26 protein-coding genes and 2 pseudogenes are annotated in these 25022 nt (G+C 72.6%); 10 read left to right on the top strand and 18 right to left on the bottom strand.

Annotation, left to right across the window (positions count from 1 at the left end):
• Nucleotide 1: 1 nt before the first annotated feature.
• Nucleotides 2–808 (bottom strand): hypothetical protein, encoded by an 807-nt coding sequence (locus tag ACFWB8_RS28255; RefSeq protein WP_385233005.1) that lies wholly within the window; start codon nucleotides 806–808, stop codon nucleotides 2–4.
• A 177-nt stretch (nucleotides 809–985) separates the two neighbouring features.
• Here ACFWB8_RS28255 and ACFWB8_RS28260 point away from each other — a divergent pair, with 177 nt between their 5' ends.
• The 3 genes from ACFWB8_RS28260 (at nucleotide 986) to ACFWB8_RS28270 (ending at nucleotide 4166) form a co-directional block, all read left to right on the top strand.
• Nucleotides 986–2257: a magnesium transporter MgtE N-terminal domain-containing protein gene (locus ACFWB8_RS28260; protein WP_385233008.1), complete on the top strand. Its 1272-nt coding sequence runs from the start codon at nucleotides 986–988 to the stop codon at nucleotides 2255–2257.
• A gap of 91 nt (nucleotides 2258–2348) precedes the next feature.
• Nucleotides 2349–2945: a DUF1003 domain-containing protein gene (locus ACFWB8_RS28265; RefSeq protein WP_385233070.1), complete on the top strand. Its 597-nt coding sequence runs from the start codon at nucleotides 2349–2351 to the stop codon at nucleotides 2943–2945.
• A 105-nt stretch (nucleotides 2946–3050) separates the two neighbouring features.
• The gene (locus ACFWB8_RS28270) at nucleotides 3051–4166 is read left to right on the top strand and encodes an Mrp/NBP35 family ATP-binding protein (RefSeq protein ID WP_385233073.1); all 1116 of its coding nucleotides are present in this window, start codon (nucleotides 3051–3053) and stop codon (nucleotides 4164–4166) included.
• A 54-nt stretch (nucleotides 4167–4220) separates the two neighbouring features.
• Here ACFWB8_RS28270 and ACFWB8_RS28275 read toward each other — a convergent pair whose 3' ends face one another.
• From ACFWB8_RS28275 to sigE, 5 genes are all read right to left on the bottom strand, one after another.
• Nucleotides 4221–4940: a hypothetical protein gene (locus ACFWB8_RS28275; RefSeq protein WP_385233011.1), complete on the bottom strand. Its 720-nt coding sequence runs from the start codon at nucleotides 4938–4940 to the stop codon at nucleotides 4221–4223.
• 138 nt (nucleotides 4941–5078) lie between these two features.
• The gene (locus ACFWB8_RS28280; protein ID WP_385233014.1) at nucleotides 5079–5531 is read right to left on the bottom strand and encodes a sec-independent translocase; all 453 of its coding nucleotides are present in this window, start codon (nucleotides 5529–5531) and stop codon (nucleotides 5079–5081) included.
• Nucleotides 5532–5647: 116 nt separating this feature from the next.
• Nucleotides 5648–6973 (bottom strand): S1C family serine protease, encoded by a 1326-nt coding sequence (locus ACFWB8_RS28285; RefSeq protein ID WP_385233016.1) that lies wholly within the window; start codon nucleotides 6971–6973, stop codon nucleotides 5648–5650.
• Nucleotides 6974–7083: 110 nt separating this feature from the next.
• Nucleotides 7084–7746 carry a zf-HC2 domain-containing protein gene (locus ACFWB8_RS28290; RefSeq protein WP_385233019.1) on the bottom strand — a complete coding sequence of 221 codons (663 nt, stop codon included), beginning with the start codon at nucleotides 7744–7746 and terminating at the stop codon, nucleotides 7084–7086.
• Complete coding sequence (gene sigE / locus ACFWB8_RS28295; protein WP_382647078.1) at nucleotides 7743–8522, bottom strand: RNA polymerase sigma factor SigE; 780 nt, start codon at nucleotides 8520–8522, stop codon at nucleotides 7743–7745. The genes ACFWB8_RS28290 and sigE overlap by 4 nt, the downstream gene beginning before the upstream one ends.
• A 189-nt stretch (nucleotides 8523–8711) precedes the next feature.
• Between sigE and ACFWB8_RS28300 the strand changes: the two genes are divergently transcribed.
• Entirely contained in the window at nucleotides 8712–9374 is a 663-nt protein-coding gene (locus tag ACFWB8_RS28300; RefSeq protein ID WP_385233022.1) for an O-methyltransferase, read from the top strand.
• Between the two features lie 165 nt (nucleotides 9375–9539).
• On the opposite strand, the gene ACFWB8_RS28305 is transcribed toward ACFWB8_RS28300, so the two are convergent.
• On the bottom strand, nucleotides 9540–9707 hold the full coding sequence (locus ACFWB8_RS28305) for a DUF3117 domain-containing protein (protein WP_003966491.1): 168 nt from the start codon (nucleotides 9705–9707) through the stop codon (nucleotides 9540–9542).
• Nucleotides 9708–10040: 333 nt separating this feature from the next.
• Between ACFWB8_RS28305 and ACFWB8_RS28310 the strand changes: the two genes are divergently transcribed.
• Nucleotides 10041–10844 carry an enoyl-CoA hydratase/isomerase family protein gene (locus tag ACFWB8_RS28310; protein WP_385233025.1) on the top strand — a complete coding sequence of 268 codons (804 nt, stop codon included), beginning with the start codon at nucleotides 10041–10043 and terminating at the stop codon, nucleotides 10842–10844.
• Here ACFWB8_RS28310 and ACFWB8_RS28315 read toward each other — a convergent pair.
• Nucleotides 10841–11419, bottom strand: a complete 579-nt coding sequence (locus tag ACFWB8_RS28315) for a DNA-3-methyladenine glycosylase I (protein WP_385233028.1) — start codon at nucleotides 11417–11419, stop codon at nucleotides 10841–10843. The two genes, ACFWB8_RS28310 and ACFWB8_RS28315, sit on opposite strands and share 4 nt — an antisense overlap.
• On the bottom strand, nucleotides 11416–11739 hold the full coding sequence (locus tag ACFWB8_RS28320) for a DivIVA domain-containing protein (RefSeq protein WP_385233031.1): 324 nt from the start codon (nucleotides 11737–11739) through the stop codon (nucleotides 11416–11418). Before ACFWB8_RS28320 ends, ACFWB8_RS28315 begins: the two co-directional genes overlap by 4 nt.
• A gap of 76 nt (nucleotides 11740–11815) precedes the next feature.
• On the opposite strand from ACFWB8_RS28320, the gene folP reads away from it, so the two are divergent.
• Entirely contained in the window at nucleotides 11816–12676 is an 861-nt protein-coding gene (folP, locus tag ACFWB8_RS28325; RefSeq protein ID WP_385233034.1) for a dihydropteroate synthase, read from the top strand.
• A gap of 151 nt (nucleotides 12677–12827) precedes the next feature.
• Here the strand turns inward: folP and ACFWB8_RS28330 are convergent.
• Both ACFWB8_RS28330 and dapE read right to left on the bottom strand, forming a co-directional pair.
• Nucleotides 12828–13580: pseudogene (locus ACFWB8_RS28330) on the bottom strand (TIGR00730 family Rossman fold protein); the annotation flags it as partial.
• A gap of 64 nt (nucleotides 13581–13644) precedes the next feature.
• Nucleotides 13645–14724 (bottom strand): succinyl-diaminopimelate desuccinylase, encoded by a 1080-nt coding sequence (gene dapE / locus ACFWB8_RS28335; RefSeq protein WP_385233037.1) that lies wholly within the window; start codon nucleotides 14722–14724, stop codon nucleotides 13645–13647.
• Between the two features lie 87 nt (nucleotides 14725–14811).
• Here dapE and ACFWB8_RS28340 point away from each other — a divergent pair, with 87 nt between their 5' ends.
• Together ACFWB8_RS28340 and ACFWB8_RS28345 are read left to right on the top strand one after the other, a co-directional pair.
• Nucleotides 14812–15789 carry a hypothetical protein gene (locus ACFWB8_RS28340; protein ID WP_385233040.1) on the top strand — a complete coding sequence of 326 codons (978 nt, stop codon included), beginning with the start codon at nucleotides 14812–14814 and terminating at the stop codon, nucleotides 15787–15789.
• Nucleotides 15790–16037: 248 nt separating this feature from the next.
• Entirely contained in the window at nucleotides 16038–16409 is a 372-nt protein-coding gene (locus ACFWB8_RS28345; RefSeq protein WP_385233043.1) for an ATP-binding protein, read from the top strand.
• Between the two features lie 59 nt (nucleotides 16410–16468).
• Here the strand turns inward: ACFWB8_RS28345 and dapC are convergent, their stop codons facing one another.
• Together dapC and fdxA are read right to left on the bottom strand one after the other, a co-directional pair.
• Nucleotides 16469–17566: a succinyldiaminopimelate transaminase gene (gene dapC / locus ACFWB8_RS28350; protein ID WP_385233046.1), complete on the bottom strand. Its 1098-nt coding sequence runs from the start codon at nucleotides 17564–17566 to the stop codon at nucleotides 16469–16471.
• A gap of 116 nt (nucleotides 17567–17682) precedes the next feature.
• The gene (gene fdxA, locus ACFWB8_RS28355; protein ID WP_365918743.1) at nucleotides 17683–18018 is read right to left on the bottom strand and encodes a ferredoxin; all 336 of its coding nucleotides are present in this window, start codon (nucleotides 18016–18018) and stop codon (nucleotides 17683–17685) included.
• 117 nt (nucleotides 18019–18135) lie between these two features.
• Here fdxA and ACFWB8_RS28360 point away from each other — a divergent pair, with 117 nt between their 5' ends.
• Nucleotides 18136–19125 carry a GNAT family N-acetyltransferase gene (locus ACFWB8_RS28360; RefSeq protein WP_385233049.1) on the top strand — a complete coding sequence of 330 codons (990 nt, stop codon included), beginning with the start codon at nucleotides 18136–18138 and terminating at the stop codon, nucleotides 19123–19125.
• The gene (locus ACFWB8_RS28365; protein ID WP_385233052.1) at nucleotides 19122–19913 is read left to right on the top strand and encodes a transglutaminase-like domain-containing protein; all 792 of its coding nucleotides are present in this window, start codon (nucleotides 19122–19124) and stop codon (nucleotides 19911–19913) included. The genes ACFWB8_RS28360 and ACFWB8_RS28365 overlap by 4 nt, the downstream gene beginning before the upstream one ends.
• Before the next feature lie 91 nt (nucleotides 19914–20004).
• Here the strand turns inward: ACFWB8_RS28365 and ACFWB8_RS28370 are convergent, their stop codons facing one another.
• The 5 genes and pseudogenes from ACFWB8_RS28370 to ACFWB8_RS28390 all read right to left on the bottom strand — a co-directional run.
• Nucleotides 20005–20622, bottom strand: coding sequence for a response regulator (locus ACFWB8_RS28370; RefSeq protein WP_385233055.1), 618 nt, complete (start codon nucleotides 20620–20622; stop codon nucleotides 20005–20007).
• Nucleotides 20619–21776: a sensor histidine kinase gene (locus tag ACFWB8_RS28375; protein ID WP_385233058.1), complete on the bottom strand. Its 1158-nt coding sequence runs from the start codon at nucleotides 21774–21776 to the stop codon at nucleotides 20619–20621. Before ACFWB8_RS28375 ends, ACFWB8_RS28370 begins: the two co-directional genes overlap by 4 nt.
• Nucleotides 21773–22525 (bottom strand): ABC transporter permease, encoded by a 753-nt coding sequence (locus ACFWB8_RS28380; protein ID WP_385233061.1) that lies wholly within the window; start codon nucleotides 22523–22525, stop codon nucleotides 21773–21775. The genes ACFWB8_RS28375 and ACFWB8_RS28380 overlap by 4 nt, the downstream gene beginning before the upstream one ends.
• Nucleotides 22522–23481 (bottom strand): ABC transporter ATP-binding protein, encoded by a 960-nt coding sequence (locus ACFWB8_RS28385; RefSeq protein ID WP_385233064.1) that lies wholly within the window; start codon nucleotides 23479–23481, stop codon nucleotides 22522–22524. The genes ACFWB8_RS28380 and ACFWB8_RS28385 overlap by 4 nt, the downstream gene beginning before the upstream one ends.
• 169 nt (nucleotides 23482–23650) lie before the next feature.
• Nucleotides 23651–25022 (bottom strand): annotated as a pseudogene (locus tag ACFWB8_RS28390) (hypothetical protein); the annotation flags it as partial.

The raw sequence follows: 25022 nt of genomic DNA on the forward strand, positions 1-25022 counted from the left end.
GCTAACGCTTGACCGGGGAGGTGCCCTGGCCGCCGGAGGTCTTGGGCGACGCGGACGGCTTGGACGCGCCGCCCTGGTCCTGCTGGTCCTTGGTGGTCGGCAGCTGGGACCCGTAGTCCACCGTCTGGTCCTGGGCCGGCGGGTCGAGCGGGAAGGGCTTGCCCCACTCCTCGAGGACCACCCGGCCGGCGCCGCCCGCGCGCTCCATGAGCAGCGGGTACGGCGTGCCCTCCAGGGAGACCGAGAGCTTGCCGCCCTTGCCCGCGTCGGCCGTGACCTGGACGGCGCGGATGTGCCCGACCTTGGTGTGCTCGCCCTTGGCGAGCTTCCCGTCGAGTCCGAGGAGCCCGTCGAGCAGGACGTCCATGTCGGTGAAACCACGGAACTGCTTGTACGAGGGGTCGGCCTCGGGCACCTTCACGAACTTGTCGCCGAGCTTGCCCGCGGCCTCGGACTGGCCCCAGAACGCGGCGCTCGCCTTGAGGTAGAGCTGCTCCCCCACCCGCAGCAGCTGGAAGGTGTCGTCCTGCGACTTGACCTCGCCGGAGCCGCCGTCGGACTTCAGCCGCATATCGAGGGTGAAGGACTTGCCGCCACTGACGAGGCTGCCGGACAGGTGCACCGAGTCGGCCGCGGTGGCCGCTTCCTTGGCCTTGCTCTCGATCTGCTCGGCGGAGAGCTTGCCGACCCCGTTCGTGCCCTCGTCGGGGTCCGCCCCGCAGCCCGCGCCGGCAACGGCCAGTCCCGCGCACAGGACGCCCGCGAAGGCGGCCCTGCGCAGCCGGGCGGCAGGGAAGTAGGCGGTCACGGGCAGGTGCCTTTCGTCGGTCGTCTGCGGGCAGCAGGCAGCGTACCCGCCCGTAGGGAGCGCACCGCGCCCGCGTGGGGACACCTGAGCGGACCGCCCCACCAGCGCACCCTCGTGCGCCACGGGCTAGCCTGAGGGGCGGCACGAATGGTGATTGACGCTCTAGGAGGCGCTCGGATGGCTGCAGGCGCCCCGCGGATCTTCGTCTCGCATCTGTCGGGTGTGCCCGTGTTCGATCCCAACGGCGACCAGGTCGGCCGGGTCCGCGACCTCGTCGCGATGCTCCGCGTCGGCGGCCGCCCGCCGCGACTGCTGGGCCTGGTGGTCGAGGTGGTCAGCCGCCGCCGCATCTTCCTGCCCATGACCCGGGTGACGGGCGTCGAGTCCGGCCAGGTCATCACCACCGGCGTGGTCAACATGCGCCGTTTCGAGCAGCGCCCCACCGAGCGGCTGATCCTCGGCGAGCTGCTGGACCGCCGGGTGCGGCTGGTCGCGGACGAGCAGGAGGTCACCGTCCTCGACGTGGCCATCCAGCAGCTGCCGGCCCGCCGGGACTGGGAGATCGACCGCATCTTCGTACGCAAGGGCAAGTCGGGTGCGCTGCGCCGACGGGGCGAGACCCTGACGGTGGAGTGGTCGGCTGTGACGGGCTTCTCGCTGGAGGAGCACGGGCAGGGTGCCGAGAACCTGGTGGCCACCTTCGAGCAGATGCGCCCGGCCGACGTGGCGAACGTACTGCACCACCTGACGCCCAAGCGGCGCGCGGAGGTGGCCAACGCCCTCGACGACGACCGGCTCGCGGACGTCATGGAGGAGCTCCCCGAGGACGAGCAGGTGGAGATCCTCGGCAAGCTGAAGGAGGAGCGCGCGGCCGACGTCCTGGAGGCGATGGACCCGGACGACGCGGCCGACCTGCTCTCGGAGCTGCCGGAGGACGACAAGGAGCGGCTGCTGACGCTGATGCAGCCGGACGACGCGGCCGACGTGCGGCGCCTGATGTCGTACGAGGAGCGGACCGCGGGCGGTCTGATGACCACCGAGCCGATCGTGCTGCGGCCGGACGCGACCGTCGCGGACGCGCTGGCCCGCGTACGGCAGTCGGACCTTTCGCCGGCGCTGGCCGCGCAGGTGTACGTGTGCCGGCCGCCGGACGAGACGCCGACGGGCAAGTACCTGGGGACGGTGCACTTCCAGCGGCTGCTGCGCGATCCGCCGTTCACGCTGGTCAGCTCGATCGTGGACACGGACCTGCCGCCGCTGCGGCCGGATGCCTCGCTCCCGGTGGTGACCAGTTACCTCGCCGCGTACAACATGGTTGCGGTGCCCGTCGTCGACGAGAGCGGCTCCCTGCTGGGCGCGGTCACCGTCGACGACGTACTGGACCACCTGCTGCCGGACGACTGGCGGGAGACGGACTTCCATTCCGAGGAGGCCGTGCGTGGCCACTGAACGGGGGCGCGGCGACCAGTCGCGCGAGCGGCGCCGGGAGCAGATCCGGGAGCGGCGCGAGCAGGCGCGGGCACAGGCGCGCGAGTACGGGCTGGCGGAGGCGGCCGCGGAGCGGGCGGAACGTTCCTCCTTCGAGCGCGGCGAGCGGGCGAAGGCCGGCCTGTCGACCGGGTCGAGCGCACTGACGCGCTCGCGGGTCCGCCTCGACCTGCCGCGTCCGGCGCGCCGGCGGCTGCTGCCCGAGTACGACCCGGAGGCGTTCGGGCGGCTCTCGGAGCGGGTGGCGCGGTTCCTCGGCACGGGCCGCTTCATCGTCTGGATGACCTTCGTCATCATCCTGTGGGTGCTGTGGAACATCTTCGCTCCGGAGGAGCTGCGCTTCGACCAGTACCCCTTCATCTTCCTGACGCTGATGCTGTCGCTCCAGGCCTCGTACGCCGCTCCGCTGATCCTGCTCGCGCAGAACCGGCAGGACGACCGCGACCGGGTCAACCTGGAGCAGGACCGCAAGCAGAACGAGCGCTCGCTCGCGGACACCGAGTACCTGACGCGGGAGATCGCGGCCCTGCGGATGGGCCTGGGCGAGGTGGCGACCCGCGACTGGATCAGGTCGGAGTTCCAGGACCTGATGAAGGAGATGGACGAGCGGCGTCTATTCCCGCTCGAGAGTGACGAAGGCGACCGCTAGCACTCTTTCCTGAGGCACGCCACCGAGCCGTACCATCGGGGCATGGCTACCGACACAAGCTCCGCCGACGCCGACGCCGCCGCCGCCGTGCCCGAGCAGGACGCGATCCTGGACGCGCTGGCGACGGTGAACGACCCCGAGATCCACCGGCCGATCACAGAGCTCGGCATGGTCAAATCGGTCGAGATCGGCGACGGCGGCGCGGTCTCCGTGACCGTCTACCTGACGGTGTCGGGCTGCCCCATGCGCGAGACCATCACCCGGAACGTCACCGAGGCCGTCGAGCGCGTCGCCGGCGTCACCTCGGTCTCCGTCACGCTGGACGTGATGAGCGACGAGCAGCGCAAGGAGCTGGCGACGAACCTGCGCGGCGGCACCGCCGAGCGCGAGGTCCCCTTCGCCAAGCCGGGCTCGCTGACCCGCGTCTACGCGGTCGCGTCCGGCAAGGGCGGTGTCGGCAAGTCCTCCGTCACCGTCAACCTCGCGGCGGCGATGGCCGCCGACGGCCTCAAGGTCGGCGTGGTGGACGCGGACATCTACGGCCACAGCGTGCCGCGCATGCTGGGCGTCGAGGGCCGCCCGACGCAGGTCGAGAACATGATCATGCCGCCTTCCTCGCACGGCGTGAAGGTCATCTCCATCGGCATGTTCACCCCGGGCAACGCGCCGGTGGTGTGGCGCGGTCCGATGCTGCACCGCGCGCTCCAGCAGTTCCTCGCCGACGTCTTCTGGGGCGACCTGGACGTGCTGCTGCTGGACCTCCCGCCGGGCACGGGCGACATCGCGATCTCCGTGGCCCAGCTCGTGCCCAATGCCGAGATCCTGGTCGTGACCACCCCGCAGCAGGCCGCTGCCGAGGTCGCGGAGCGGGCCGGCTCGATCGCCGTGCAGACGCACCAGAAGATCGTCGGCGTGGTCGAGAACATGTCCGGGCTGCCCTGCCCGCACTGCGACGAGATGGTGGACGTGTTCGGCTCGGGCGGTGGCCAGAAGGTCGCCGACGGCCTGACCAAGACGGTCGGCGCGACGGTGCCGGTGCTGGGCTCGATCCCGATCGACGTCCGGCTGCGGGAGGGCGGCGACGACGGCAAGCCCGTCGTCCTGACCGACCCCGACTCCCCGGCGGGCGCCGCTCTGCGCGCCATCGCGGGCAAGCTGGGCGGCCGCGCACGCGGCCTGGCCGGCATGTCCCTGGGCATCACCCCGCGCAACAAGTTCTGAGCGTCGCGCGAAGGGCCCCGCCGGACGGCGGGGCCCTTCGCGCGTCCCGCGCGGCTACTCGTACGCGGCCAGGTCCCCGATGACCGAGAAGCCGAGCCCGTACGCGCTCATGCCCCGGCCGTACGCACCCAGGTGGACTCCGCCCCGGGTGGATCCGGCGAGGACCCAGCCGAACTCGGACTCGCGGTAGTGGAAGGGCGTCGGCTCCCCGTCCACCGGCAGCGACAGCGTCGACCAGTCCTCGCCGTCGAGCGCGTCGGCGAGCTCCCAGGCGGCCTCGGTCTGCTGGTCGAGCCAGTCGTCGCGCAGGGAGTGGTCCATCTGGCCGGGCCAGCTGTAGGCCAACAGCCCCGAGCCGGCCAGCCAGGCGGCCGAGGAGACCGAGGTGGCCTCCAGGACGCCCGTGCCGTCGCTGCTGCGGCGCAGCGGGTTGCTCGCCACCGTGACGACCACGGCGAAGCGCTCCTTCTCGCCGGTGGCGATCTCACCGCGTGCCGACGGCTCGTCGCCGTGGCCGGTGGAGCCGTGCTCCACGGCGCCGTCGGCGCCGGTACCGACCTGCATGAGCCAGCGGGGGCCGGTGAAGGCCCCGTCCAGCCCGTACCAGGGGAAATCTGCCAGCAGGTATCCCTCGACCGCCCGGCGGGCCGCCGGGACGGGCGCGGCGGCCTCCTGGGGCTGCGGTGTTGCCGGTGCTGTCTGCGGGGGTTCGGCGGCGGCTGCGGGGGCTTCGGCGGTCTGCGCCCTCACCCGGCTACTGCTCGTCGTCTCCATCTGGGCGGCCTCTCGTTCCGTGGGGTCCGGAGCGGCCCTCCCCCTCGCTTCGCTGGGGGGACCCCCTCCCTCGGGCGTCCTGCGTCCGGACAGATGGAGGATAGCCATCCCACCCCGGATCGCCGGGCAGGCTGGAACTCAGGTGGCGTCGGCGTCGAAGGGAGTGCGCTGGTCAGGGGCGGGAGCGGCGGGCTTCTTGAGCAGGTCCGGGCCGGTGCCGATGGGCGTGGCGGACGGGCCGGACGAGGCGGCGGCCGGTGCGGGGCCGGTCTCCCGGCTGTTGACGGCGTCGGTGACGTCGTTCAGTTCCTTGCGGAGATCGAAGCTGCCGCGGATCTCCTTGAGGTCCTCGTTCTCGGCCAGCTGCTTGCGGAGGTAGTTCTTGGGGTTCAGGTCCTCGAACTCGAAGTCCTTGAACTCGGGGCCCAGTTCGGAGCGGATGTCCTGCTTGGCGCTGTCCGAGAACGCGCGGACCTTCCGGATGAAGCCCGTGACGTCCTGGATGACCTTGGGCAGCTTGTCCGGGCCGAAGATGAGAATGGCGAGCACCACGATCGTGACCACCTCGAGTGCGCCTATGTCGTTGAACACCTTGCCGCTCCTCGGCTCTCTTCACGTCAGGCCCGACACACGGTACCCGGGGTTGTCCGCTGGCCAATACACCAGTACCGGCTCAATCCCGGCCCGGCGGTGCTTTCACCCGCTCGTCATGATCCGTTCGCCGAACCGAGGACCAGTTCCATCGTGCGCTCCCGGCCGTCGCGGAGCACGGTCAGGTGCAGCGGGTCACCCGGCCGGTGGGCCCGGATCTTGATGATCAGCTCGTCGCCGCCGTGCACCCGCTGTCCGTCGACCTTGGTGATCACGTCGCCCGCCTTGATGCCCGCCTTGGCGCCGGGACCGTCGGGGGTGACGGCCGGCTTGCCGCCCTCGCCCTTCTCCTCGACGCGGGCCCCGTCGCCCTCGTAGCGCATGTCGAGGGTGACGCCGATGACGGGGTGGGTGGCGCGGCCGGTGCGGATGAGCTCCTCGGCGACGCGCTTGCCCTGGTTGACCGGGATGGCGAAGCCGAGGCCGATGCTGCCGCTCTGGCGGGTCGCGTCGCCGCTGTCGCCGCCCTTGTCGGCGCCGCGGATCGCACTGTTGATGCCGATCACGTGGGCGGAGGAGTCCAGGAGCGGGCCGCCGGAGTTGCCGGGGTTGATGGGGGCGTCCGTCTGCAGGGCGTCGACGTAGCTGATGTCGCTGCCGTCGCCCTTGTCGCCGCCGGCGGTGATGGGGCGGCCGGTGGCGCTGATGATGCCGGCGGTGACGGTGTTGGAGAGGTCGAAGGGGGCGCCGATGGCCACGACCGGGTCGCCGACCTTGACGTTCTCGGAGTTGCCGAGGCTCAGGGGCTGCAGGCCCCGTACGCCGCTCACCTTGACCACGGCCAGGTCGTAGCCGGTGTCCCGGCCGACCAGCTCGGCGCTGACGCTGTCGCCGGTGCTGAAGGTGACCGTTATCTGCTTGGCGTCGGAGACGACGTGGTTGTTGGTGAGGATGTGGCCCTGCTGGTCGAGCACGAACCCGGTGCCGGTGCCGCTGCTTTCCCCGCCGTTGACGTGCAGGGTCACCACGCCGGGCAGGGCGGTGGCGGCGATCCCGGCCACGCTCGCGGGGGCCCGGCCCTTGTCGGCGACGGCGGCGGCCTGCGGGAGTTCCAGACGGGTGTTGGCCTGCCGCTCCGCGAGGACCCCGGCGTACCCGCCGATGCCGCCGGCGAGGAGGGCGGTCCCGAGGGCGAGTGCCACGACCTGCCAGAGCCGGAAGCCCCGCTGCGGCTTGCCGGTGTCCACGACCTGCAACGGCCGGTCCGCCCAGGGGTCGTAGCGCGGCCCGTCACCCCGCGGCGCGGGCACCAGGGCGCCCTGCGCCCCGCCCTGGGGCTCGGCGGGTGCCTGGTCCGGGTGTGGGGCGGGGGTCTCGGGTCGGCTCCACCATCGGGGGGACGCAGCCGGAGCCGGATCGGTCTGCTGCTGACTGTCGGACATGGCCGCTCCCCGCGTGGTTCCGCTTCTGCCGCCGATTCAATCAGGTCCCGCCCCGCCGTCGCCCGGAGCCTTCGGGTCCGGGCCGCACGGGGCAGCGGCGTCAGCGGACGTCAGCGCAGGAGGGAGACCGGGCGGCCCGACGCGGAGGGCGACGGCTGCATCGGCGGGAGCGGGTCCGCGGAGCGTACGAGGGTCGGCACGACCCCGGGGCTCGGCAGCCGGTCCCGGGCCACGGCGTCGGCCACGGGCACCGACAGCGGCACCGCGGGCCCGGGCCGCGAGGCGGGGGCTTCGCCCCGCCCGTTCGGGTCGAGGGTGTCCAGCGGCACCGCGCCGCCGAGCGCGATCGCGGCCAGAGACACGGCCCCGGCCGCCACGAAGGCGAAGCGGCGCCGCGGCCGGCCCACCTCGTGGATCGGGAAGCCCTGCCGCTGCGGGGCGGCGAGCGGCACGGGGTACCGGAAGGAGGCGAACGGATCCGCTCCGGGCGAGCCGCCCGGAGCCGGCGGGCCGGGGGGCCCGTCGAGGCCGCCGCCGGGCAGCCCCTGGAGGCGCGCCAGCAGCCCCGCCGACACCGGTGGCGGGGCGCTCTCCACGAACATGGTCTTCAAGCGGCGCTGCGCATCGGCTTCGGCCTTGCACTTGGGACACGTGGCCAGGTGGGCCAGCACCCGCTCGCGCGCGTCGTGGCTCAGCTCCCCGTCCACCAGGGCGGCGAGGCGGTCGCCCAAGTGCTGTTCGGCGGGCGACGGGGACGGACTGACTCCACTCACTCGGCTCCGCCCTCTCCCCCGGCGCCCGGGGCGCCCACGGCCACTCCCGCCAGCGCACGCTGCTCCGCCCGGGCTTCGGGGGAGCGGTGCTTGAGAGCCTTGCGCAGGTGCGAGCGGCCTCGGTGGATACGGCTGCGCACGGTGCCGAGCTTCACGCCGAGCGTGGCGGCGATCTCCTCGTACGACAGCCCCTCGATGTCGCACAGCACCACGGCCGCGCGGAACTCGGGGGCGAGCGTGTCCAGAGCCTGCTGCACGTCCGCGTCGAAGTGGGTGTCGTGCAGCACCTGCTGGGGGGACGGCTCACGGCTCGGCAGCCGCTCCGCGGCGTCGTCGCCCAGCGCGTCGAAGCGGATCCGCTGCTTGCGGCGGACCATGTCCAGGAACAGGTTCGTGGTGATCCGGTGCAGCCAGCCCTCGAACGTCCCGGGCGTGTAGGTGGACAGCGACCGGAACACGCGGACGAAGACTTCCTGCGTCAGGTCCTCGGCGTCGTGCTGGTTACCCGTCAGCCGGTAGGCGAGACGGTAGACCCGGGCACTGTGCGTGCTGACGATCTCCTCCCACGAGGGAGGGGTCCACGCCTGGGAGCCCGCATCGGCGGCAAAGGTCGCGGTGGTTGCGGTGTCTGCGGTGTGGAAGCGGTCAGCAATGTAGGTCACGGATTTCGGCTCACCCGCCGACCAGAAGAGACGTCGGAGAACGCCTCCACGATCCACAGGCGCAGCCGCACCTCCCCTGTCGGCTCTGGTGGTGTCCAGCGGAGTCCCTACCATAGCCACCCCCTCCGTCAGCTCCGGATAAGCATTTTTGCAGTAACTTTGCACGGGTCCGAGGTCCCGGAGCGGCCAAGGACCACCGATCTGCCCGGCAGCGTCCCGTCTATCCCGCCTCGACCGCCTCTCTACTGCTCTCAACGCCCGGTCCCATCTGCGGGTTCCCGACTCCAGCGGATACAGTCACCGTTGCGCCAACTATGGGGACAGGAGAGGGTCATTAGCGGCAACCGGCAGACGAGCTGGGCGTTCGCCGACGCGTTTGTCGCCGAGGACGACGCTCTGCGGTGGGCCCGCGACCGGGCCAGGGAAGCGGGCCTGCGCTCGGTCTCCCCGGGCACCGGGGCCGCGCTGCGCCTGCTCGCCGCCACCGCGGACGCCAAGGCGGTCGCGGAGATCGGCACCGGGACCGGGGTGTCCGGCATCCACCTCCTGCACGGCATGCGCGCCGACGGGGTCCTGACCACCGTGGATCCCGAGCCCGACCGGCAGGCCTTCGCCCGCCAGGCCTTCCGCGCCGCCGGCTTCGCGGGCAACCGTGCCCGCTTCATCCCGGGCCGCGCCCTCGACGTGCTCCCCCGGCTCGCCGACGGCGGGTACGACCTCGTCTTCTGCGACGGCGACCCGTCCGAGTCCCTCGACTACCTCGCTGAATCGTTGCGCCTGCTGCGCCCCGGCGGACTGGTGTGCTTCGAGGGGGTCTTCTCCGACGGCCGTACGGTCGACTCCGCGGCCCAGCCGGTGGAGGTGCTGCGCGTGCGCGAGCTGCTGCGCAGCGTGCGCGAGAGCCCGGCCCTGGAGGCCGCGCTGCTCCCGGTGGGCGACGGCCTGCTGTGCGCGGTCCGGCGCTGAGCGGTCTCGCGCTGAGCGCTCTCGCGCCGGGCGGCCCGGGCCCCCAGGCCTCGCCCGTGGGCCCCTACGGCCCGTGAGCCCGTGAACCAGGTGCGGGAAACAACACTGCCCCGGGCGCGGTGAGCGACCGGGGCAGTGCAGAGATTCCAGTTGGCGCCGACTCGATCAGCCGACGACCTTCTTCAGGGCGTCACCCAGGGCGTCCGCCTCGTCCGGAGTCAGCTCGACGACGAGCCGACCGCCGCCCTCGAGCGGTACGCGCATGACGATGCCCCGCCCCTCCTTGGTGACCTCGAGCGGGCCGTCGCCCGTCCGCGGCTTCATGGCCGCCATGCTCGTTCCCCTTCCTGAAACCAGTTCATCGTCAGCCGACGGCCCCATTCAGGCGCCTAGTACCCGGCATCGAACACATTGCTTCTTGGCCATTATCCCGCATGTCAGGACCCGATGACCAACATCGGCCGGGAACGCTTGCGCAACGCGCTCGACCAAAACCACTCATTTCGGGGACCGGCCTGCGATACTTCGCCGCTGTCACTGGCGATGGGCTTCAGGTTTCTTTGACGCACATCACATGTGCGGGCCCCGTCCGGTCCGCCATGCTGGCCCTTGCACCGGCCGGTACCGGCCGGTAGCCAAGCCCGCGACGAAGGGGGACCCCCTGCCATGGCCGACAGTGTGCTCTACGAAGTGACCGACGGACTCGCGATCATCACGATCAACCGTCCCGACGCCATGAACGCCATGAACACCGAGGCCAAGGTCGCCCTGCGCGACGCGGTCCGGGCGGCGGCCGGCGACACCGCCGTACGGGCCGTCCTGCTGACGGCGGCGGGCAACCGGGCCTTCTGCGTCGGCCAGGACCTCAAGGAGCACATCGGGAACCTGGCGGCGGACCGCGAGAGCGGCTCCCGGCTCACCATGAGCACGGTCGCCGAGCACTACAACCCGATCGTCCGGGCGCTCACCGAGATGCCGAAGCCGGTGGTGGCGGGCGTGAACGGCGTCGCGGCCGGGGCCGGCTTCGGCTTCGCGCTGGCGGCGGACTTCCGCGTCGTCGCGGACACCGCGTCCTTCAACACCTCCTTCGCCGGCGTCGCCCTGACCGCCGACTCCGGGGTGTCCTGGACGCTGCCCCGCCTGATCGGCGCCTCGCGCGCCTCGGACCTGCTGCTCTTCCCCCGCTCGGTCAAGGCGCAGGAGGCGTACGACCTCGGCATCGTGAACCGCCTGGTCCCCTCGGAGTCCCTGCGCGCGGAGGCCGAGGCGGTGGCCCGCAGCCTCGCGGAGGGCCCCACGGTCGCCTACGCGGCCCTGAAGGAGTCCCTGGCGTACGGCGCCGCCCACTCCCTGCGCGAGGCCCTGGAGCGCGAGGACACCCTCCAGGCCCGCGCGGGCGCCTCGGAGGACCACTCCATCGCCGTCCAGGCCTTCCTCGCCAAGCAGCCCCCGCGCTACCTGGGGCGCTAGGAAGTCTTGCGGGACACGCAGCGGGCCAGGTGGTCGTTGACCAGCCCGCAGGCCTGCATCAGGGCGTAGGCCGTCGTCGGGCCGACGAAGCGGATGCCCGCCTTCTTCAGTGCCTTGGCCAGGGCCGTGGACTCCGGGGTCACCGCCGGGATCTCGGCGGTGCTCTTCGGGGCCCGGCCCGGCTTCGGGGCGTGGGACCAGACGAGCGTGTCCAGCTCTCCCGGCTCCCAGCCCGCCAGGACCTTCGCGTTGGCCAGCGTCGCCTCGACCTTGGCGCGGTTGCGGATGATGCCCTCGTCCGCCAGCAGCCGCTCCACGTCGGCTCCGCCGAACTCCGCGACCTCCGCGATCCGGAACCCGGCGAAGGCCTTGCGGAAGCCCTCCCGGCGCCGCAGGATCGTCAGCCACGACAGCCCCGACTGGAACGCCTCCAGGCACAGCCGCTCGTACAGGGCGTCGTCCCCGTGGACCGGACGCCCCCACTCCGTGTCGTGGTAGGCGACGTACTCCTCCGTGGACAGCGCCCAGGGGCACCGCAGCCCGCCGTCCGCACCCGCGAGCGCGCCGCCCGTCACTGCCCGGCCTTGCCGAGGTCCACGCCGCGGGCCGCGCTCGCCGACAGCTCGGCGATCCGGGCGTCGCGCTCCGCCAGTTCCGCCGCGAGGCGCTCCAGCACGTCGTCCACCTCGGCCATCCGGTACCCGCGCGGGGCCACCGGAAGCCGCAGTGCGTCGATGTCCGCCCGTACGACGGGGCGGTTCTCCGGCAGCCCGTCGGCCACCCGGTCCGGCTCGGAATCCGGGAGCACGGCTTCCGAGCCGCCGCCGACCACCGCGAGGGTGACCGCGGCGACGACCACGACCAGCGCGATCAGCAAGAACCAGAACACGATCAACTCCCCTGAGAGACTCCGGCCACCAGGTTAAGGTCGCAGGCGAGGCGCAAGGGCCGCCGAAGGAGGAAAGAGCAGGATGCTGCGACTGGGCAGGCGCGAGTTCGACACCCACGAGCCGGTGATCATGGCCATCGTGAACCGGACCCCTGACTCCTTCTACGACCAGGGCGCGACCTTCCGCGACGCGCCCGCGCTGGACCGGGTCGAGCACGCGGTCGCCGAGGGCGCCGCGATCATCGACATCGGCGGGGTGAAGGCGGGCCCCGGCGAGCACGTGGACGCGGCCGAGGAGGTCCGGCGCACGGTCGGCTTCGTCGCGGAGGTGCGCCGCCGCCACCCGGACGTGGTGATCAGCGTCGACACCTGGCGCCACGAGGTCGGCGAGGCGGTCTGCGAGGCCGGGGCCGACGTGCTGAACGACGCGTGGGGCGGGGTGGACCCCCGGCTGGCGGAGGTCGCCGCCCGCCACGGCGCGGGCATCGTCTGCACGCACGCGGGCGGTGTGGAGCCGCGGACCCGGCCGCACCGGATCGGGTACGAGGACGTGATGGAGGACATCCTGCGCGTCACGGTCGGGCTGGCGGAGCGCGCGGCAGCGCTCGGCGTCCGGCGCGACGCGATCATGATCGACCCGGGCCACGACTTCGGCAAGAACACCCGCCACTCGCTGGAGGCCACGCGGCGCCTCGGTGAGATGGCGGAGACGGGCTGGCCGGTCCTGGTCTCGCTGTCCAACAAGGACTTCGTCGGCGAGACCCTCGACAAGCCGGTCAAGGAGCGCCTCCTGGGCACCCTCGCCACGACGGCCGTCTCGGCCTGGCTCGGCGCGCAGGTCTACCGCGTCCACGAGGTCGCCGAGACGAAGCAGGTCCTCGACATGGTCGCGTCGATCCAGGGCCACCGGCCCCCGGCGGTCGCCCGCCGCGGACTGGCCTGAGGCCACCGCCCCGACGGCGGTCGCCCGCCGGGGGCCGGCCTGACCGGACGGTCCCGGGCGGGCCCCGCCGGGGGGCCGCCGGGGCCTAGTCGCCGCTCTCCCGGGCGGCCTCTTCGGTGGCGGCGAGGGCGGCGCGTTCGTTCGTGCCCTCGCCGACCTCCTTGCTGACCAGCGTCACCGCCTCTTCCACGTCGTCCGTGACGTGGAAGAGCATCAGGTCGAACTCGGACGCCTTGCCCTGCGCGATCACCGTGTTCTTGAGCCAGTCGACCAGCCCGCTCCAGTACTCCGTGCCGAACAGCACGATCGGGAAGCGGGTGATCTTCCGGGTCTGGACCAGGGTCAGCGCCTCGAACAGCTCGTCCAGCGTGCCGAGACCGCCCGGCAGCACCACGAACCCCTGGCTGTACTTCACGAACATCGTCTTGCGGACGAAGAAGTACCGGAAGTTCAGCCCGAGGTCGACGTGCTGGTTGAGCCCCTGCTCGAAGGGGAGCTCGATGCCCAGGCCCACCGAGATGCCGTTGGCCTCCCGCGCGCCCTTGTTGGCCGCCTCCATCGCGCCCGGACCGCCGCCGGTGATCACCGCGAAACCGGCGTCCACCAGCGCGTGCCCGATCCGTACGCCCGCCTCGTACTCCGGCGTGCCCGCCGGGGTCCGCGCCGAGCCGAACACGCTGATCGCCGGCGGCAGCTCCGCCAGCGTGCCGAAGCCCTCGATGAACTCCGACTGGATGCGCAGGACCCGCCAGGGATCGGTGTGCACCCACTCGGAGGGCCCGGCCGAATCCAGCAGCCGCTGGTCCGTCGTGCTGCCCGCCTGGACCTGGCTCCGCCTGCGCAGCACCGGCCCGAGCTGCTGCTCCTTGGGCCTGCGACGAGCGGTACCTTCGGGGTTGCCCATGATGTGCTCCCTCCTGCTGATCGTTGGATCAGGTTAGGCGCACAAAGGTGACGAGAAGGGGAATTTACGAGGTCAGCCAGGCACGGAGTCGTTCCTCGCAGTGCAGGATCGCCTTCGTCTCGACCCGCTCGTCGACCTTGTGGGCCAGCAGGGCGTCACCCGGGCCGTAGTTGACCGCCGGGACGCCCAGCGCGCTGAAGCGGGAGACGTCCGTCCAGCCGAACTTGGGCATCGCACGGCCTCCGACGGCCGCCATGAAGGCTGCGGCGGCCGGGTGGGAGAGGCCGGGGAGGGCGCCGCCGGAGGAGTCGTCGACCACGAACTCCGCGATGTCGCAGTCCGCGAAGACCTCCTTCACGTGGGCCACGGCCTCCGCCTCGCTGCGATCCGGGGCATAGCGGAAGTTGACCGTCACCGTGCAGGCGTCCGGGATGACGTTGTTGGCGACGCCGCCCTCGATGCGGACCGCGTTGAGGCCCTCGTGGTACTCCAGGCCGTCGATGACGGGCCTGCGCGGCTCGTAGGCCGCCAGCCTGGCCAGGATCGGGCCGGCCGCGTGGATGGCGTTGGAGCCCATCCAGCTGCGCGCGGAGTGGGCGCGCTCGCCGGCCGTGCGCAGCAGCACGCGCAGGGTCCCCTGGCAGCCGCCCTCGACCTCGGCGTTGGACGGTTCCAGCAGCACCGCGAAATCGCCGGTCAGCCAGTCGGGGTGGGCTTCGGCGACCTTGCCGAGGCCGTTGAGGTCGGCGGCGACCTCTTCCTGGTCGTAGAAGACGAAGGTGAGGTCCCGGTTCGGCTCCGGCACGGTCGCGGCGATGCGCAGCTGTACGGCGACGCCGGACTTCATGTCGGTGGTGCCGCAGCCCCACAGGACGTCGTTCTCGTCGAGGCGCGACGGTACGTTGTCGGCGATGGGCACGGTGTCCAGGTGGCCGGCGAGGACGACCCGCTCGGCACGACCGAGGTCCGTGCGGGCAACCACGTTGTTGCCGTACCGGTCCACGGTGAGGTGCGGCAGGCCGCGCAGCGCGTGTTCCACGAGGTCGGCGAGTACCTTCTCGTCGCCGCTCACGGACGGAATGTCGACGAGCCGGGCGGTCAGCTCGGCGGCGTCCTGGGTGAGGTCCAGCTCGGATTCGGACATGGCCCTGACCCTAACGCGCCGGGCCGCACGGCCGGGCCGTACGTCCGGCCGACGGACGCCTCCCATGGCTCAAGTACGGTGGGCCGCGTGTCCGAGATCCCGCGCCCCCGCCCCCGCCGCCGCCGGCCGCTGCGCACGGCCGCGGGTCTCCTCGTCCTGCTCGCGCTGGCCGGCTATCTCATCGTGCAGCGCGAATCGAACGGCGGCGGCGGCGCGCCGTACTGCACGGCCTCCGTGCGGGAGGGCGCGGATCCGTCCCACGAGGGCACCCTGGGGACGTACGAGATGACCCCCGAGCAGGCCGGCAACGCGGCGACGATAGCGGCCGTGGGCGTCGCCAAGGGCCTGCCGGACCGGGCGGTGACCATCGCGCTGGCGACCGCGATGCAGGAGTCCTCGCTGCGCAACCTCGACCACGGCGACCGGGACTCGCTCGGGCTGTTCCAGCAGCGGCCCTCGCAGGGCTGGGGCACGCCGGAGCAGATCATGGACCCGGTGTATTCGGCCGGGATCTTCTACGACCATCTGGCCGAGATCAAGGGGTACTCGAGGCTCCCTCTGACGGTGGCCGCGCAGAAGGTGCAGCGCAGCGGCTTCCCGCAGGCGTACGCGAAGCACGAGCCGGACGCGATCGTGCTGACGGGGGCCTTCGCCGGCGGCGGCGGTGAGGTCGCCTGCGGCGGTCCCCCGCCCGCGCAGGCCGGCGATCCGCAGGAGGTACGGACCGAACTGACCCGGATCTTCGGCAAGGACGCGCTGCAGGAGATGACTCCGGAGCAGAGCCACACCGGGGCCAAGGGCATGCAGATCAGGGAGTCCGAGATCCTCCTGGTGGAGAAGCAGGGCGCCGGCGAGGCCGGGCTGCGCGCCGGCCGGGCGATGGCCCAGTGGGCGGTGGCCCATGCGCGCGAGATGAGCATCGCCCGGGTCTCGTACTCGTGGAAGAGCTGGATCTGTGGCGAGGACCAGGGCCGGTGGCAGTTCAAGGGCGGTCCGGGCAAGTCAGGTGACGGGGATCCGCACAACGCGACCCCGGCCGAGGTGCGGATCTTCGTGAACCGCTGATCCGCGCACGCGCACCCGACAGCGGCCCGCTCAGGCGTACGGGCCGTCCCCCGTGCGGGGGTGACCCTGACGGCGGGCCGCGGGGCCCCGGGGAGGACACAAGCGCAGGTCGGCGCGCATCCAATGCGCTTGTCGCGGAAGCCGATTAAACGATGCGTTACAGATCCTTTACCCGTCGGCTCCGCAACTCCACCCGCCCCTCGAGCGGTTGTACACGGCGTACTCAGCCGCTACCGCTTAGGAGCATCATGTCCCTCCCCCTGACCCGCCGGATCGCCCGTACCGCGCTGCTGCTCGCAGCCGGGGCAGCTCCCGTGGTCGGTGCGGCCGGCGCGGCCAGCGCCGCGGGCCTGGAGTCCGTGCCGCAGCTGCCGCAGCTGGGCGCGCTCACCAGCCCGGACGCCCCGGGTGCCGCGACCACCGCAACGGACACGGCCACCGACACGGCCACGGAGACCGCCTCGGACGCCACGGGCGCCGCCACCAAGGCCGCCGGCCCCGCCGAGCAGCTGCTCGGCGGACTGCCGGCCGGGTCGGCGCTCAAGAGCGCGCAGGCACTGCCGGTCGGCAGCCTGCCGGTGAGCACGCTGCCCGTGGGCAGCCTGCCGCTGGGCGGCTGAGCAGCGCCACGAACACCGAGGGGGCCGGGAGCACGAACTCCCGGCCCCCTCGGGCCGTCTCAGACCGACAGGCGCTTGACCGCCGCCTCGACGCGCTCGTCCGTGGCCGTGAAGGCGACACGGACGAAGCTCGCGCCCGCCTCGCCGTAGAAATCACCCGGCGCCACCAGGATGCCCAGCTCGGCCAGGTGGGCGACCGTCTCCCAGCAGGGCTCGTCCCGGGTCACCCACAGGTAGAGGCTGGCCTCGCTGTGCTCGACGCGGAAGCCGTGCGCCTCCAGCGCCGTACGCAGCGCCGCGCGGCGGGCCGCGTAGCGCACCCGCTGCTCCTCGACGTGCGCATCGTCGCCGAGCGCCGCCACCGTGGCCGCCTGGACCGGCGCCGGGGTCATCATGCCGCCGTGCTTGCGGATCGCCAGCAGCTCGCCGAGCACGTCCGCGTCACCGGCGATGAACGCCGCCCGGTATCCGGCCAGGTTGGACCGCTTGGACAGGGAGTGGACGGCGACGATGCCCTCGTACGAGCCGCCGCAGACGTCGTCGTGCAGGACGGAGACGGGCTCGGCCTCCCAGCCCAGCTCCAGGTAGCACTCGTCGCTGAAGATCAGGATCCCGTGCTCGCGCGCCCAGGCCACGATCCGGATCAGCTCCTCCTTGGCGAGGACCTTCCCGGTGGGGTTGGACGGGGAGTTGAGCCACAGCAGCTTCACGCCGGCGGGGTCGAGGTCCGTCGGATCGTCGTAGACGACCGCTTCCGCTCCGCACAGCCGCGCGCCGACCTCGTACGTCGGGTACGCGAGCCGGGGGTAGGCCACCTCGTCTCCGGCGCCCAGGCCCAGCTGGGTCGGCAGCCAGGCCACCAGCTCCTTGGAGCCGACGACCGGCAGGACGTTGCGGTGCCCGACGGCGCTCGCGCCGAGGCGGCCCCGCACCCAGCCCGTGATCGCGTCGCGCAGGGCGGCCGTGCCCCACACGGTGGGGTAGCCCGGGGAGTCAGCGGCCTCGACGAGGGCGCGCTGGATCAGCTGCGGCACCGGGTCCACGGGGGTCCCGACCGACAGGTCGACGATGCCGTCCGCGTGGGCCGCCGCCGTCGCCTTGTACGGCTCCAGCTTGTCCCAGGGGAAGACGGGAAGACGGGCGGATACTGCGGCCACGAAGATCTCTGCTCTCTGGGTGTCGGTTCGAAAACAGGGTGGCGGTTCGGAAAACACCTCGGTCCCGTGCGGCGGGAAGGCCGGACGGGACCGAGGGGCGCTCGTGCCGTGAACCCTCAGTGCTCAGCAGCGGGGTTGATGTCGGCGGGAAGCGCTGCGATGAAGGGGTGGTCGCGCTCGATCAGGCCGAGCTTGGAGGCACCACCGGGCGAACCGAGCTCGTCGAAGAACTCGACATTCGCCTTGTAGTAGTCCTTCCACTCCTCCGGGGTGTCGTCCTCGTAGAAGATGGCCTCGACCGGGCAGACCGGCTCACACGCACCACAGTCGACGCACTCGTCCGGGTGGATGTACAAGGACCGCTGGCCCTCGTAGATGCAGTCGACGGGGCATTCTTCGATGCATGCCTTGTCCTTGACGTCGACACAAGGCTCCGCGATGACGTAGGTCACGCTCTCGTTCCTCCTCGGTAGGGCTTTCCATATCGCGCGGGAGCGCGGCGTCGTCGATGCCCGCCCCTAGTATCTCCGTTCCCGGGCACGATCCGAACAGGAGGGGCGGACAGAGCTGTGGAAATCACTGCCGGCGGGCTGCTGGAGATCCGTATCACCCCCGCTGACGTGGGTAAACGAGTCTCTGTACGACGGGTGGAGAGCGAGCGGAGCGGGTCCCCCGCGTTCAGGGACACGGTAGGTGTTCTCACATCGTGGAACCAGGGTGTGCTGACGATCACACGAAGGACCGGCGAGTCCGTCCACATCGCGGAATCGACGCTGGTCGCAGGCAAGATCGTACCTGCGGCGCCGGCCCGCCGGAGGGGTCCCGCGGCCTCTTTCGAGGAGCTTTCGAGGATCTGTGCACGGTCCTGGCAGCCGCTGGAGAGCGAGTCCCTGGGCGACTGGACGCTGCGCGCGGCCCGGGGATTCACCCGCCGTGCCAACTCCGTGCTGCCGCTCGGTGACCCGGGGATACCGCTGGACGAAGCACTCGAGCGAGTGACCTCCTGGTACGCGGAACGGGGACTTCCGGCATACGTGCAGGCCGCGACGGGTGCCGCGGGCACGCAGGAGCTGCTGTGCGCGGAGCTGGAGGCCCGGGGCTGGGCGGCCGAGGTGTCGGCCGAGGTCCGGGTGGCGGGCCTCGCGCCGGTGGCGGACGTGGACTGCGCCGCCGCCCGCGAGGTACGCCTCACCCGCGCCCCGGACGCGGACTGGCTCGGCCGCTACGGGCGGGTCGAGGACCCCGGGGTGGCCCGGCGGATGCTGGTGGAGGGCCCGTCCGTGTGGTTCGCGAACCTGGCCGGGGGCCGGGCCGTCGGGCGGTGCGTGGTGGACGGGCGCTGGGCCGGCTTCGCCGCGGTCACGGTGGACCCCGCGCACCGGCGGGGCGGCCTGGCGACGGCGGTGATGGCGGCGCTGGCGGGGCGGGCGCTGGAGGAGGGCGCGTCGGCGGCGTGGCTCCAGGTCGAGACGGACAACGCGGGGGCACTGGCGCTGTACGACGGGATGGGCTTCGCGACGCACCACGCCTACCACCACTACCGCCCGGCGGCGCGGTGAGCTCCCTGACGCGCGAGCAGTTCGCGCAGGAGGCGCGGGCCGAGCGGCCGGACCTGTCGGCGCTGTGCCTGCTGCTCGCCGCGGAGGCGGACCCGGACCTCGACGAACGGGGCACGGACTGGGCGCAGATCGAGCTGGACCGGCTGGCGGGGATGCTGCCGTACGGGCTGCGCGGCGCGAAGGCCTGGGCCTCGGCGGTGACGGAACTGCTGGGCGGACGGCTCGGCTTCCACGGCACGCCGGGGGACTACGACCGGCTGTCGTCCTCGCTGCTGCACGAGGTGCTGCGGCGTCGGCGGGGGCTGCCGATCCTGCTGTCGGTGGTCTGGCTGGAGGTGGCCCGGCGGGCGGGCGCGCCGGTGTACGGGCTGGCCCTGCCGGGGCACTTCGTGGTGGGCTTCGGGGATCCGCAGGACGGGGTGGTGGTGGACCCCTTCGCGGGCGGCGTGTCGCTGGGCACGGGGCCCGCGGAGCTGGCGCAGGGACCGCGTACGGCGGCCCGGACGCTGGACATCGTGCTGCGGATCCTGAACAACATCCGCGCGTGGGCCTCGGACCGGCCGGAACAGTCGGCGGTGGCGCTGTGGGCGCTGGACCTGTCGCTGCTGCTGCCGTCGCATCCGGCGTCGCTGCGGTACGAGCGGGCCCGGCTGCTGGTGGAGCGCGGGGCGTTCGTCGAGGGCGCGGCCGAACTCGACGCGTACGCCGAGGTCGTGGCCGCAGTCGACACCGGCGCGGCCGCCCGCCTCCACACCGAGGCGGCGGCAGCCCGAGCCCTCCTGAACTGACCCCGGGGCTCCGCCCCGGACCCCGCGCCTCGATCGCCGGCGGGGCTGGATTCTGGCTGGTGCCGCCTGCGATCTCAGCCCCGCAGCGCGGCTAGAGCCAGCCCTTTTCGCGGGCCGTGCGGACGGCTTCGGCGCGGTTGCGGGACGCGAGCTTCTGGATCGCCGTCGAGAGGTAGTTGCGGACCGTGCCCTGGGACAGGTGCAGGCGGGCCGCCAGCTCGGCATTGGTCGCGCCGAATTCGGCCGCCCGCAGGACCTCCCGCTCCCGGTCGGTCAGCGGGTTCGCGCCCTCCGCGAGGGCCGCCGCGGCGAGCGTGGGGTCGATGACGCGCTCCCCCGCCAGGACCTTGCGTACCGCCTCCGCCAACTGCGCGGCCGGCGCGTCCTTGACCAGGAAGGCCGAGGCCCCCGCCTCCATCGCGCCGCGCAGGTACCCGGGGCGCCCGAAGGTCGTCAGGATCACGATCCGGAGCGAGGGAACGGCCTCGCGGAGCGCCGCGGCCGCCTCGATGCCCGTCATGCCCGGCATCTCGATGTCGAGCAGCGCCACGTTCACGTCGTGCGCCCGCGCGGCCGCCACCACCTCGTCGCCGCGCGCGACCTGGGCCAGCACCTCGATGTCCGGCTCCAGCCCGAGCAGCGCCGCCAGGGCCTCCCGGACCATGGACTGGTCCTCGGCCAGGAGGATCCTGATGGGTCGTGGGGTCATGATCCCGATCCTAGGGGGACGCACGCCCGCAGCCGGAAGCCGGTCTTGCCCGCCGGGCCGGCCGACAGGGTCCCGCCCACCGCCTCCAGGCGTTCCGTCAGGCCCGTCAGACCGTTCCCGGCGGTGGCCGGACCGCCCGCGCCGTCGTCGGCGACGGCCAGTTCCACGACCGGCCCCGCCAGGGTCTGGCGGGTCTCCAGCGTGACCGTGCAGCGTGTGGCGCCGCTGTGGCGCACCACGTTCGTCACCGCCTCCCGCAGCGACCAGGCCAGGGCCGACTCCTGCTCCTCCGCCATCTCCGCCGTGAGGTCGGACGGCAGGTCCGCCACCACTCCGGCCGCGGTCAACGCGGTCCGCGCGCCCGCCAGTTCACCGGGCAGGGTCGGCCGTCGGTAGCCGCTCACGGCCTCCCGTACGTCGACCAGCGCCTGCCGGCTCACCCGCTCGATGTCCGCGACCTGCCGGGCCGCCGCCTCGGGCTGGGAGGGCAGCATCCGCCCCGCCAGCTCGCTCTTGAGCGTGATCAGCGACAGCGAGTGCCCCAGCAGGTCGTGCAGGTCCCGGGCCATCCGCAGCCGCTCCTCGTTCGCGGCGAGCTGCGCCACCGTGGCGCGCGCCTCGCGCAGTTCCACGGTGGTCCGGATCATCGCGCGGATGCCGACCATCGCGAAGCCGCCCATCAGGGCCGGGATCAGCAGGCCGGTGAGGTACGCGTCGCCGCCCGGCACCGCGAAGGCGGTCACCGCCAGCAGCGCGGTCGCGCCGGGGACCGTCCAGCGGGAGATCTCCCCGGGCAGCGCGGCGCCGGAGGAGATGGACACGTAGACGAAGAGCACGAGCCATTCGCGTCCCAGCGACAGCGAGAGGATCGTGGCCTGGGCGGAGAGCACCGCCACCGAGAGCAGGACCCGGCCGACGGGCATCTGCCGGGCGGTGCGGTAGACGAGGAGCAGGTACCAGGCGACGAAGGCCGCGAGGCCCAGGCCGCCGAGCAGCCGGGCCCCGAGGCTGTGTCCGCCGCGGATCAGGTCGGTGACGGGGGCGCTGAGGTAGAACAGCCACAGGCCGATCCACAGTGACTGCACGATCTTGTGCCGGCGGTCTCGTGGCCGGACCCCGATCACCGTCTTCGTCGCCCCACGCACAACCGTCACGCCTTCAGCGAGTCCTTGCGGTACAGCCAGGCGGCGGCACCAGTGAACAGTACGAAGTACACGGCGAGGATGGCCACGTCCTTGGCGTGCGGCGCACCACCGAGCTCGATGGCCTGGCCGAGCCCGGCGTAGGCGTGGGTCGGGAGCCATTCGCAGATGGTGCGCAGCCACTGCGGGAAGTTCGCCGTGGGCATCCACAGGCCGCCGAGGATCGAGAGTCCGAAGTAGAAGAGCATGGTGATCGGGCGGACGTTGTCGCCGGTCGCCATGTATCCGATGGCCACGCCGAGGGCGGCGAAGACGAGGCTGCCGGCCCAGATGGAGCCGGTCAGGGCGAGCCACTGCCAGGCGTCGAACCGTACGCCCTTCACGACCGCGGCGACCGCGAAGACGACGAGGATCGACGGCAGGGAGAGCACGCCGGCGCTCGCGGTCTTCGCGAGGACGTACCCGCGGCCGGGCAGGGCGGTGAGCCGGAGCTGGCGGACCCAGCCCTTCTCCCGCTCCTTGGCGATGCGCTCGCTGTTGCCCATCAGGACGGCCGTCAGGGCGCCGAAGGAGGCCATCGCCACCATGTAGAACGCGGGCATCGTCAGATCCGTGCCCATGACCTTCGTCGTGCCGTCCAGGGTGCCGCCGAGCATCAGGAAGAGGGCGGCCGGGTAGAGGACGGTGAAGAAGAGGTACTTCTTGTTGCGCAGGGCCCGGGTGATCTCGAGCTTGATGAGCAGAGCGGTTCCGGTGTTCATGATGCGTCGGCCTCCTCGGCCTCGGTGAGGGCGATGAAGGCCTGCTCCAGGCCCAGGCCCGCGACCTCCAGGTTGCGGGGGTAGAGCCCCAGGGCGTAGACGGCGTGGACCGTCGCGTCGGCGTCGGCTGACTGGAGTCGTACGGTCTCGCCGTGCCGCTCGTAGCCCGTCAGGTGCGGCAGTGCGCGCAGCGCGGCCTCGTCGACGGAGCCCGCGGCGAGGTCGAAGGCGATCCGGCGGGCGCCGGCCTTCGCCTTGATCTCGGCCGCGGTGCCGTCGGCGAGGACGCGGCCCTTCTGCAGCACGATGACCCGGTCGGCGATCGCGTCGGCCTCTTCCAGGTAGTGCGTGGCGAAGAGGACGGTGCGGCCTTCGGCGGCCTGCTCGCGCATCGTGGCCCAGAAGGCCTGGCGGGAGGTCACGTCCATGCCGGTGGTCGGCTCGTCGAGCACGATGAGGTCGCTCCGCCCGGCGGTGGCGAGCGCGAAGCGCACGCGCTGTTCCTGGCCGCCGGAGAGCTTGTTGACCATGCGGTCGGCGATGTCGGCGACACCGGCGAGGCCGAGCACCTGGTCGACGGGGTGCGGGCGGGGGTGCAGGGCGCAGGTGAGCGTCACGAGCTCCCGGACGGTCACCTCCTCCATCAGGCCGCCGGTCTGCAGCATGGCGCCGACCCGGCCGGCCGCGATGGCCTCGCGGGGGGTCGTGCCGAAGAGGCTGACGGAGCCGGAGTCGGCGGGGCGCAGGCCGAGCAGCAGGTCGAGGGTGGAGGACTTGCCGGCGCCGTTCGGGCCGAGGAGTGCGACGGTCTCGCCCGGGTGGAGTTCGAGGGAGAGTCCGTCGACCGCCCGGACCGAGCCGTAGCTCTTGGTCACGTTGCGGAAGCTCACCACGGTGCCGGATCCGGAGCCGGTTTCCGTGGCGGCCGTGGAGTACTTCGCGGTCGTCGTCGTCATGGCTCAAGATTCGCCCGCACGGGGGTGCGCGCGGCAGTGTCGCCCGTCGTGAAGGGCGGATGACAGATGTCATGCGGGGGACGTGACGGAGCCCCTCCCCGGGGATCCGGGAAGGGGCTCTGGCCGGCTCGGACCGGCTCTGAACCGCGTTGACCTGCCGTCGCGGCCGTCAGTTCGGGTTCGTGTCGATGGTGGCGATGCGCTCCGCGGGCGTCTTGCCGCGCAGGGCCTTGCCGAGGGCGCCCACGACGTCCTGCGGGGTGACGGCCGTCTTCTGGCCGTTGCCGCGCATGATCAGCACGCCGTCGAAGGTGTTCCCGTACGTCGCCTTGAGCGCCTCGAGGTCGTACTTCTCGACGAGGTGGCCGTCCACGAGCTGCATGCTGAGGATCTTCGGCAGGGACTTGGCGCCGAAGGGGAGGGCCTTGGAGCCCGCCTTTACGGTGGCGGTCGCCGACATCGCGGGCTCGGCGAAGTCCTTCATGGCCCGGTCGAGTTCGGCCTGGTCCACGACCGGCTGCTTGGTGGTGACCGGGAGTTCGACCGGGTCGGCCTTGCCGGTGGCGACCATGTCGCGGAAGGCCTTGATGACCAGTTCCACGGAACCGTCCGCGTCGAGCGTGGAGCCGGGCTTGCCGGGGACGGCGACGGCCTTGCCGGTGTCGAAGGTGATGGTGCCCTCGGTGGCGGAACCGGCGGCCCCGGCCAGCTCCTGGAGGGCCACCTGCAGCTTCTCCTCGTCGGTGGGCATGACGGGCTCGGCGGCGCGCTCGCTGCCGAAGAGGGACCCGATGACCGTGACGGGGTTGTAGTCGCTGCCCGCCGCGTTGCGGACGGTGGTCTGGCTGTCCAGGGTCAGGCCGGCCTTCTCGGGCTTCAGCTCGACCTGCTTGCCGCCGACGCTGAGCTGGAGGGGGGCCGCGGCGCGGTTGCCGAAGGCCGTCTGGAGCTTGGAGACGGCCTCGTCGCGGCTGCCGCTGATGTCGACGCCGAGGACGGTGGTGCCCTTGGGGACGTCGGAGTGGTTCAGGAGCAGTCCGGCGCCGTAGGCCACGCCGACCAGGGCGATGGCCGCGCCGCCGAGCAGGACGAGCTTGTTGCGGCCCTTCTTGGCGGGCTTGGCGGTGGCGGCAGCCCTGGCCGGGGCCGGGGCGGCTGCCGCCGGGCCGGGGCCCGGGACCGGCGTCGGAGCCGGCGGCGCGTGGCGCACCGGGGTGTCCAGATCCGGGCCGGGCCAGCGGGGCGGCTGCTGCTCCTCGACGGGGACGGTGCCGAGCGCGGGACCGCCGGTGGGGCCCGCCGGGGCGCCGCCGGCCGGGCCGGTCCCGTACGCGGGGAAGCCCTGGGTGGCGCCGACCCCGGGTCCGCCGACGGGCCGGGACGCCGGTGCGGGCGCGGGCGCGGCGAAGCCGGGTGCGGCGGGGGCCGCGAACCCCTGGGGGGGCGTGTCGAAGCCGGGTCCGGCGGGGCCGGGGCCGTAGCCCGGGTCGCCGCCGGCCGGAGCCGCGGCGAAGCCGGGCCCGGCGGGGCCCGCCGGGGCG

The organism is Streptomyces sp. NPDC060031 (genome assembly GCF_042736805.1).
Lineage (GTDB): Bacteria > Actinomycetota > Actinomycetes > Streptomycetales > Streptomycetaceae > Streptomyces.

Bases quoted from the DNA above. Each gene is read 5' to 3' on its own strand.
- ACFWB8_RS28260 (WP_385233008.1), top strand. From the start codon at position 986: ATGGCTGCAGGCGCCCCGCGGATCTTCGTCTCGCATCTGTCGGGTGTG.
- ACFWB8_RS28275 (WP_385233011.1), bottom strand. From the start codon at position 4,940: ATGGAGACGACGAGCAGTAGCCGGGTGAGGGCGCAGACCGCCGAAGCC.
- ACFWB8_RS28285 (WP_385233016.1), bottom strand. From the start codon at position 6,973: ATGTCCGACAGTCAGCAGCAGACCGATCCGGCTCCGGCTGCGTCCCCC.
- sigE (WP_382647078.1), bottom strand. From the start codon at position 8,522: ATGGTAGGGACTCCGCTGGACACCACCAGAGCCGACAGGGGAGGTGCG.
- ACFWB8_RS28305 (WP_003966491.1), bottom strand. From the start codon at position 9,707: ATGGCGGCCATGAAGCCGCGGACGGGCGACGGCCCGCTCGAGGTCACC.
- ACFWB8_RS28310 (WP_385233025.1), top strand. From the start codon at position 10,041: ATGGCCGACAGTGTGCTCTACGAAGTGACCGACGGACTCGCGATCATC.
- folP (WP_385233034.1), top strand. From the start codon at position 11,816: ATGCTGCGACTGGGCAGGCGCGAGTTCGACACCCACGAGCCGGTGATC.
- dapE (WP_385233037.1), bottom strand. From the start codon at position 14,724: ATGTCCGAATCCGAGCTGGACCTCACCCAGGACGCCGCCGAGCTGACC.
- ACFWB8_RS28345 (WP_385233043.1), top strand. From the start codon at position 16,038: ATGTCCCTCCCCCTGACCCGCCGGATCGCCCGTACCGCGCTGCTGCTC.
- ACFWB8_RS28370 (WP_385233055.1), bottom strand. From the start codon at position 20,622: ATGACCCCACGACCCATCAGGATCCTCCTGGCCGAGGACCAGTCCATG.
- ACFWB8_RS28380 (WP_385233061.1), bottom strand. From the start codon at position 22,525: ATGAACACCGGAACCGCTCTGCTCATCAAGCTCGAGATCACCCGGGCC.
- ACFWB8_RS28385 (WP_385233064.1), bottom strand. From the start codon at position 23,481: ATGACGACGACGACCGCGAAGTACTCCACGGCCGCCACGGAAACCGGC.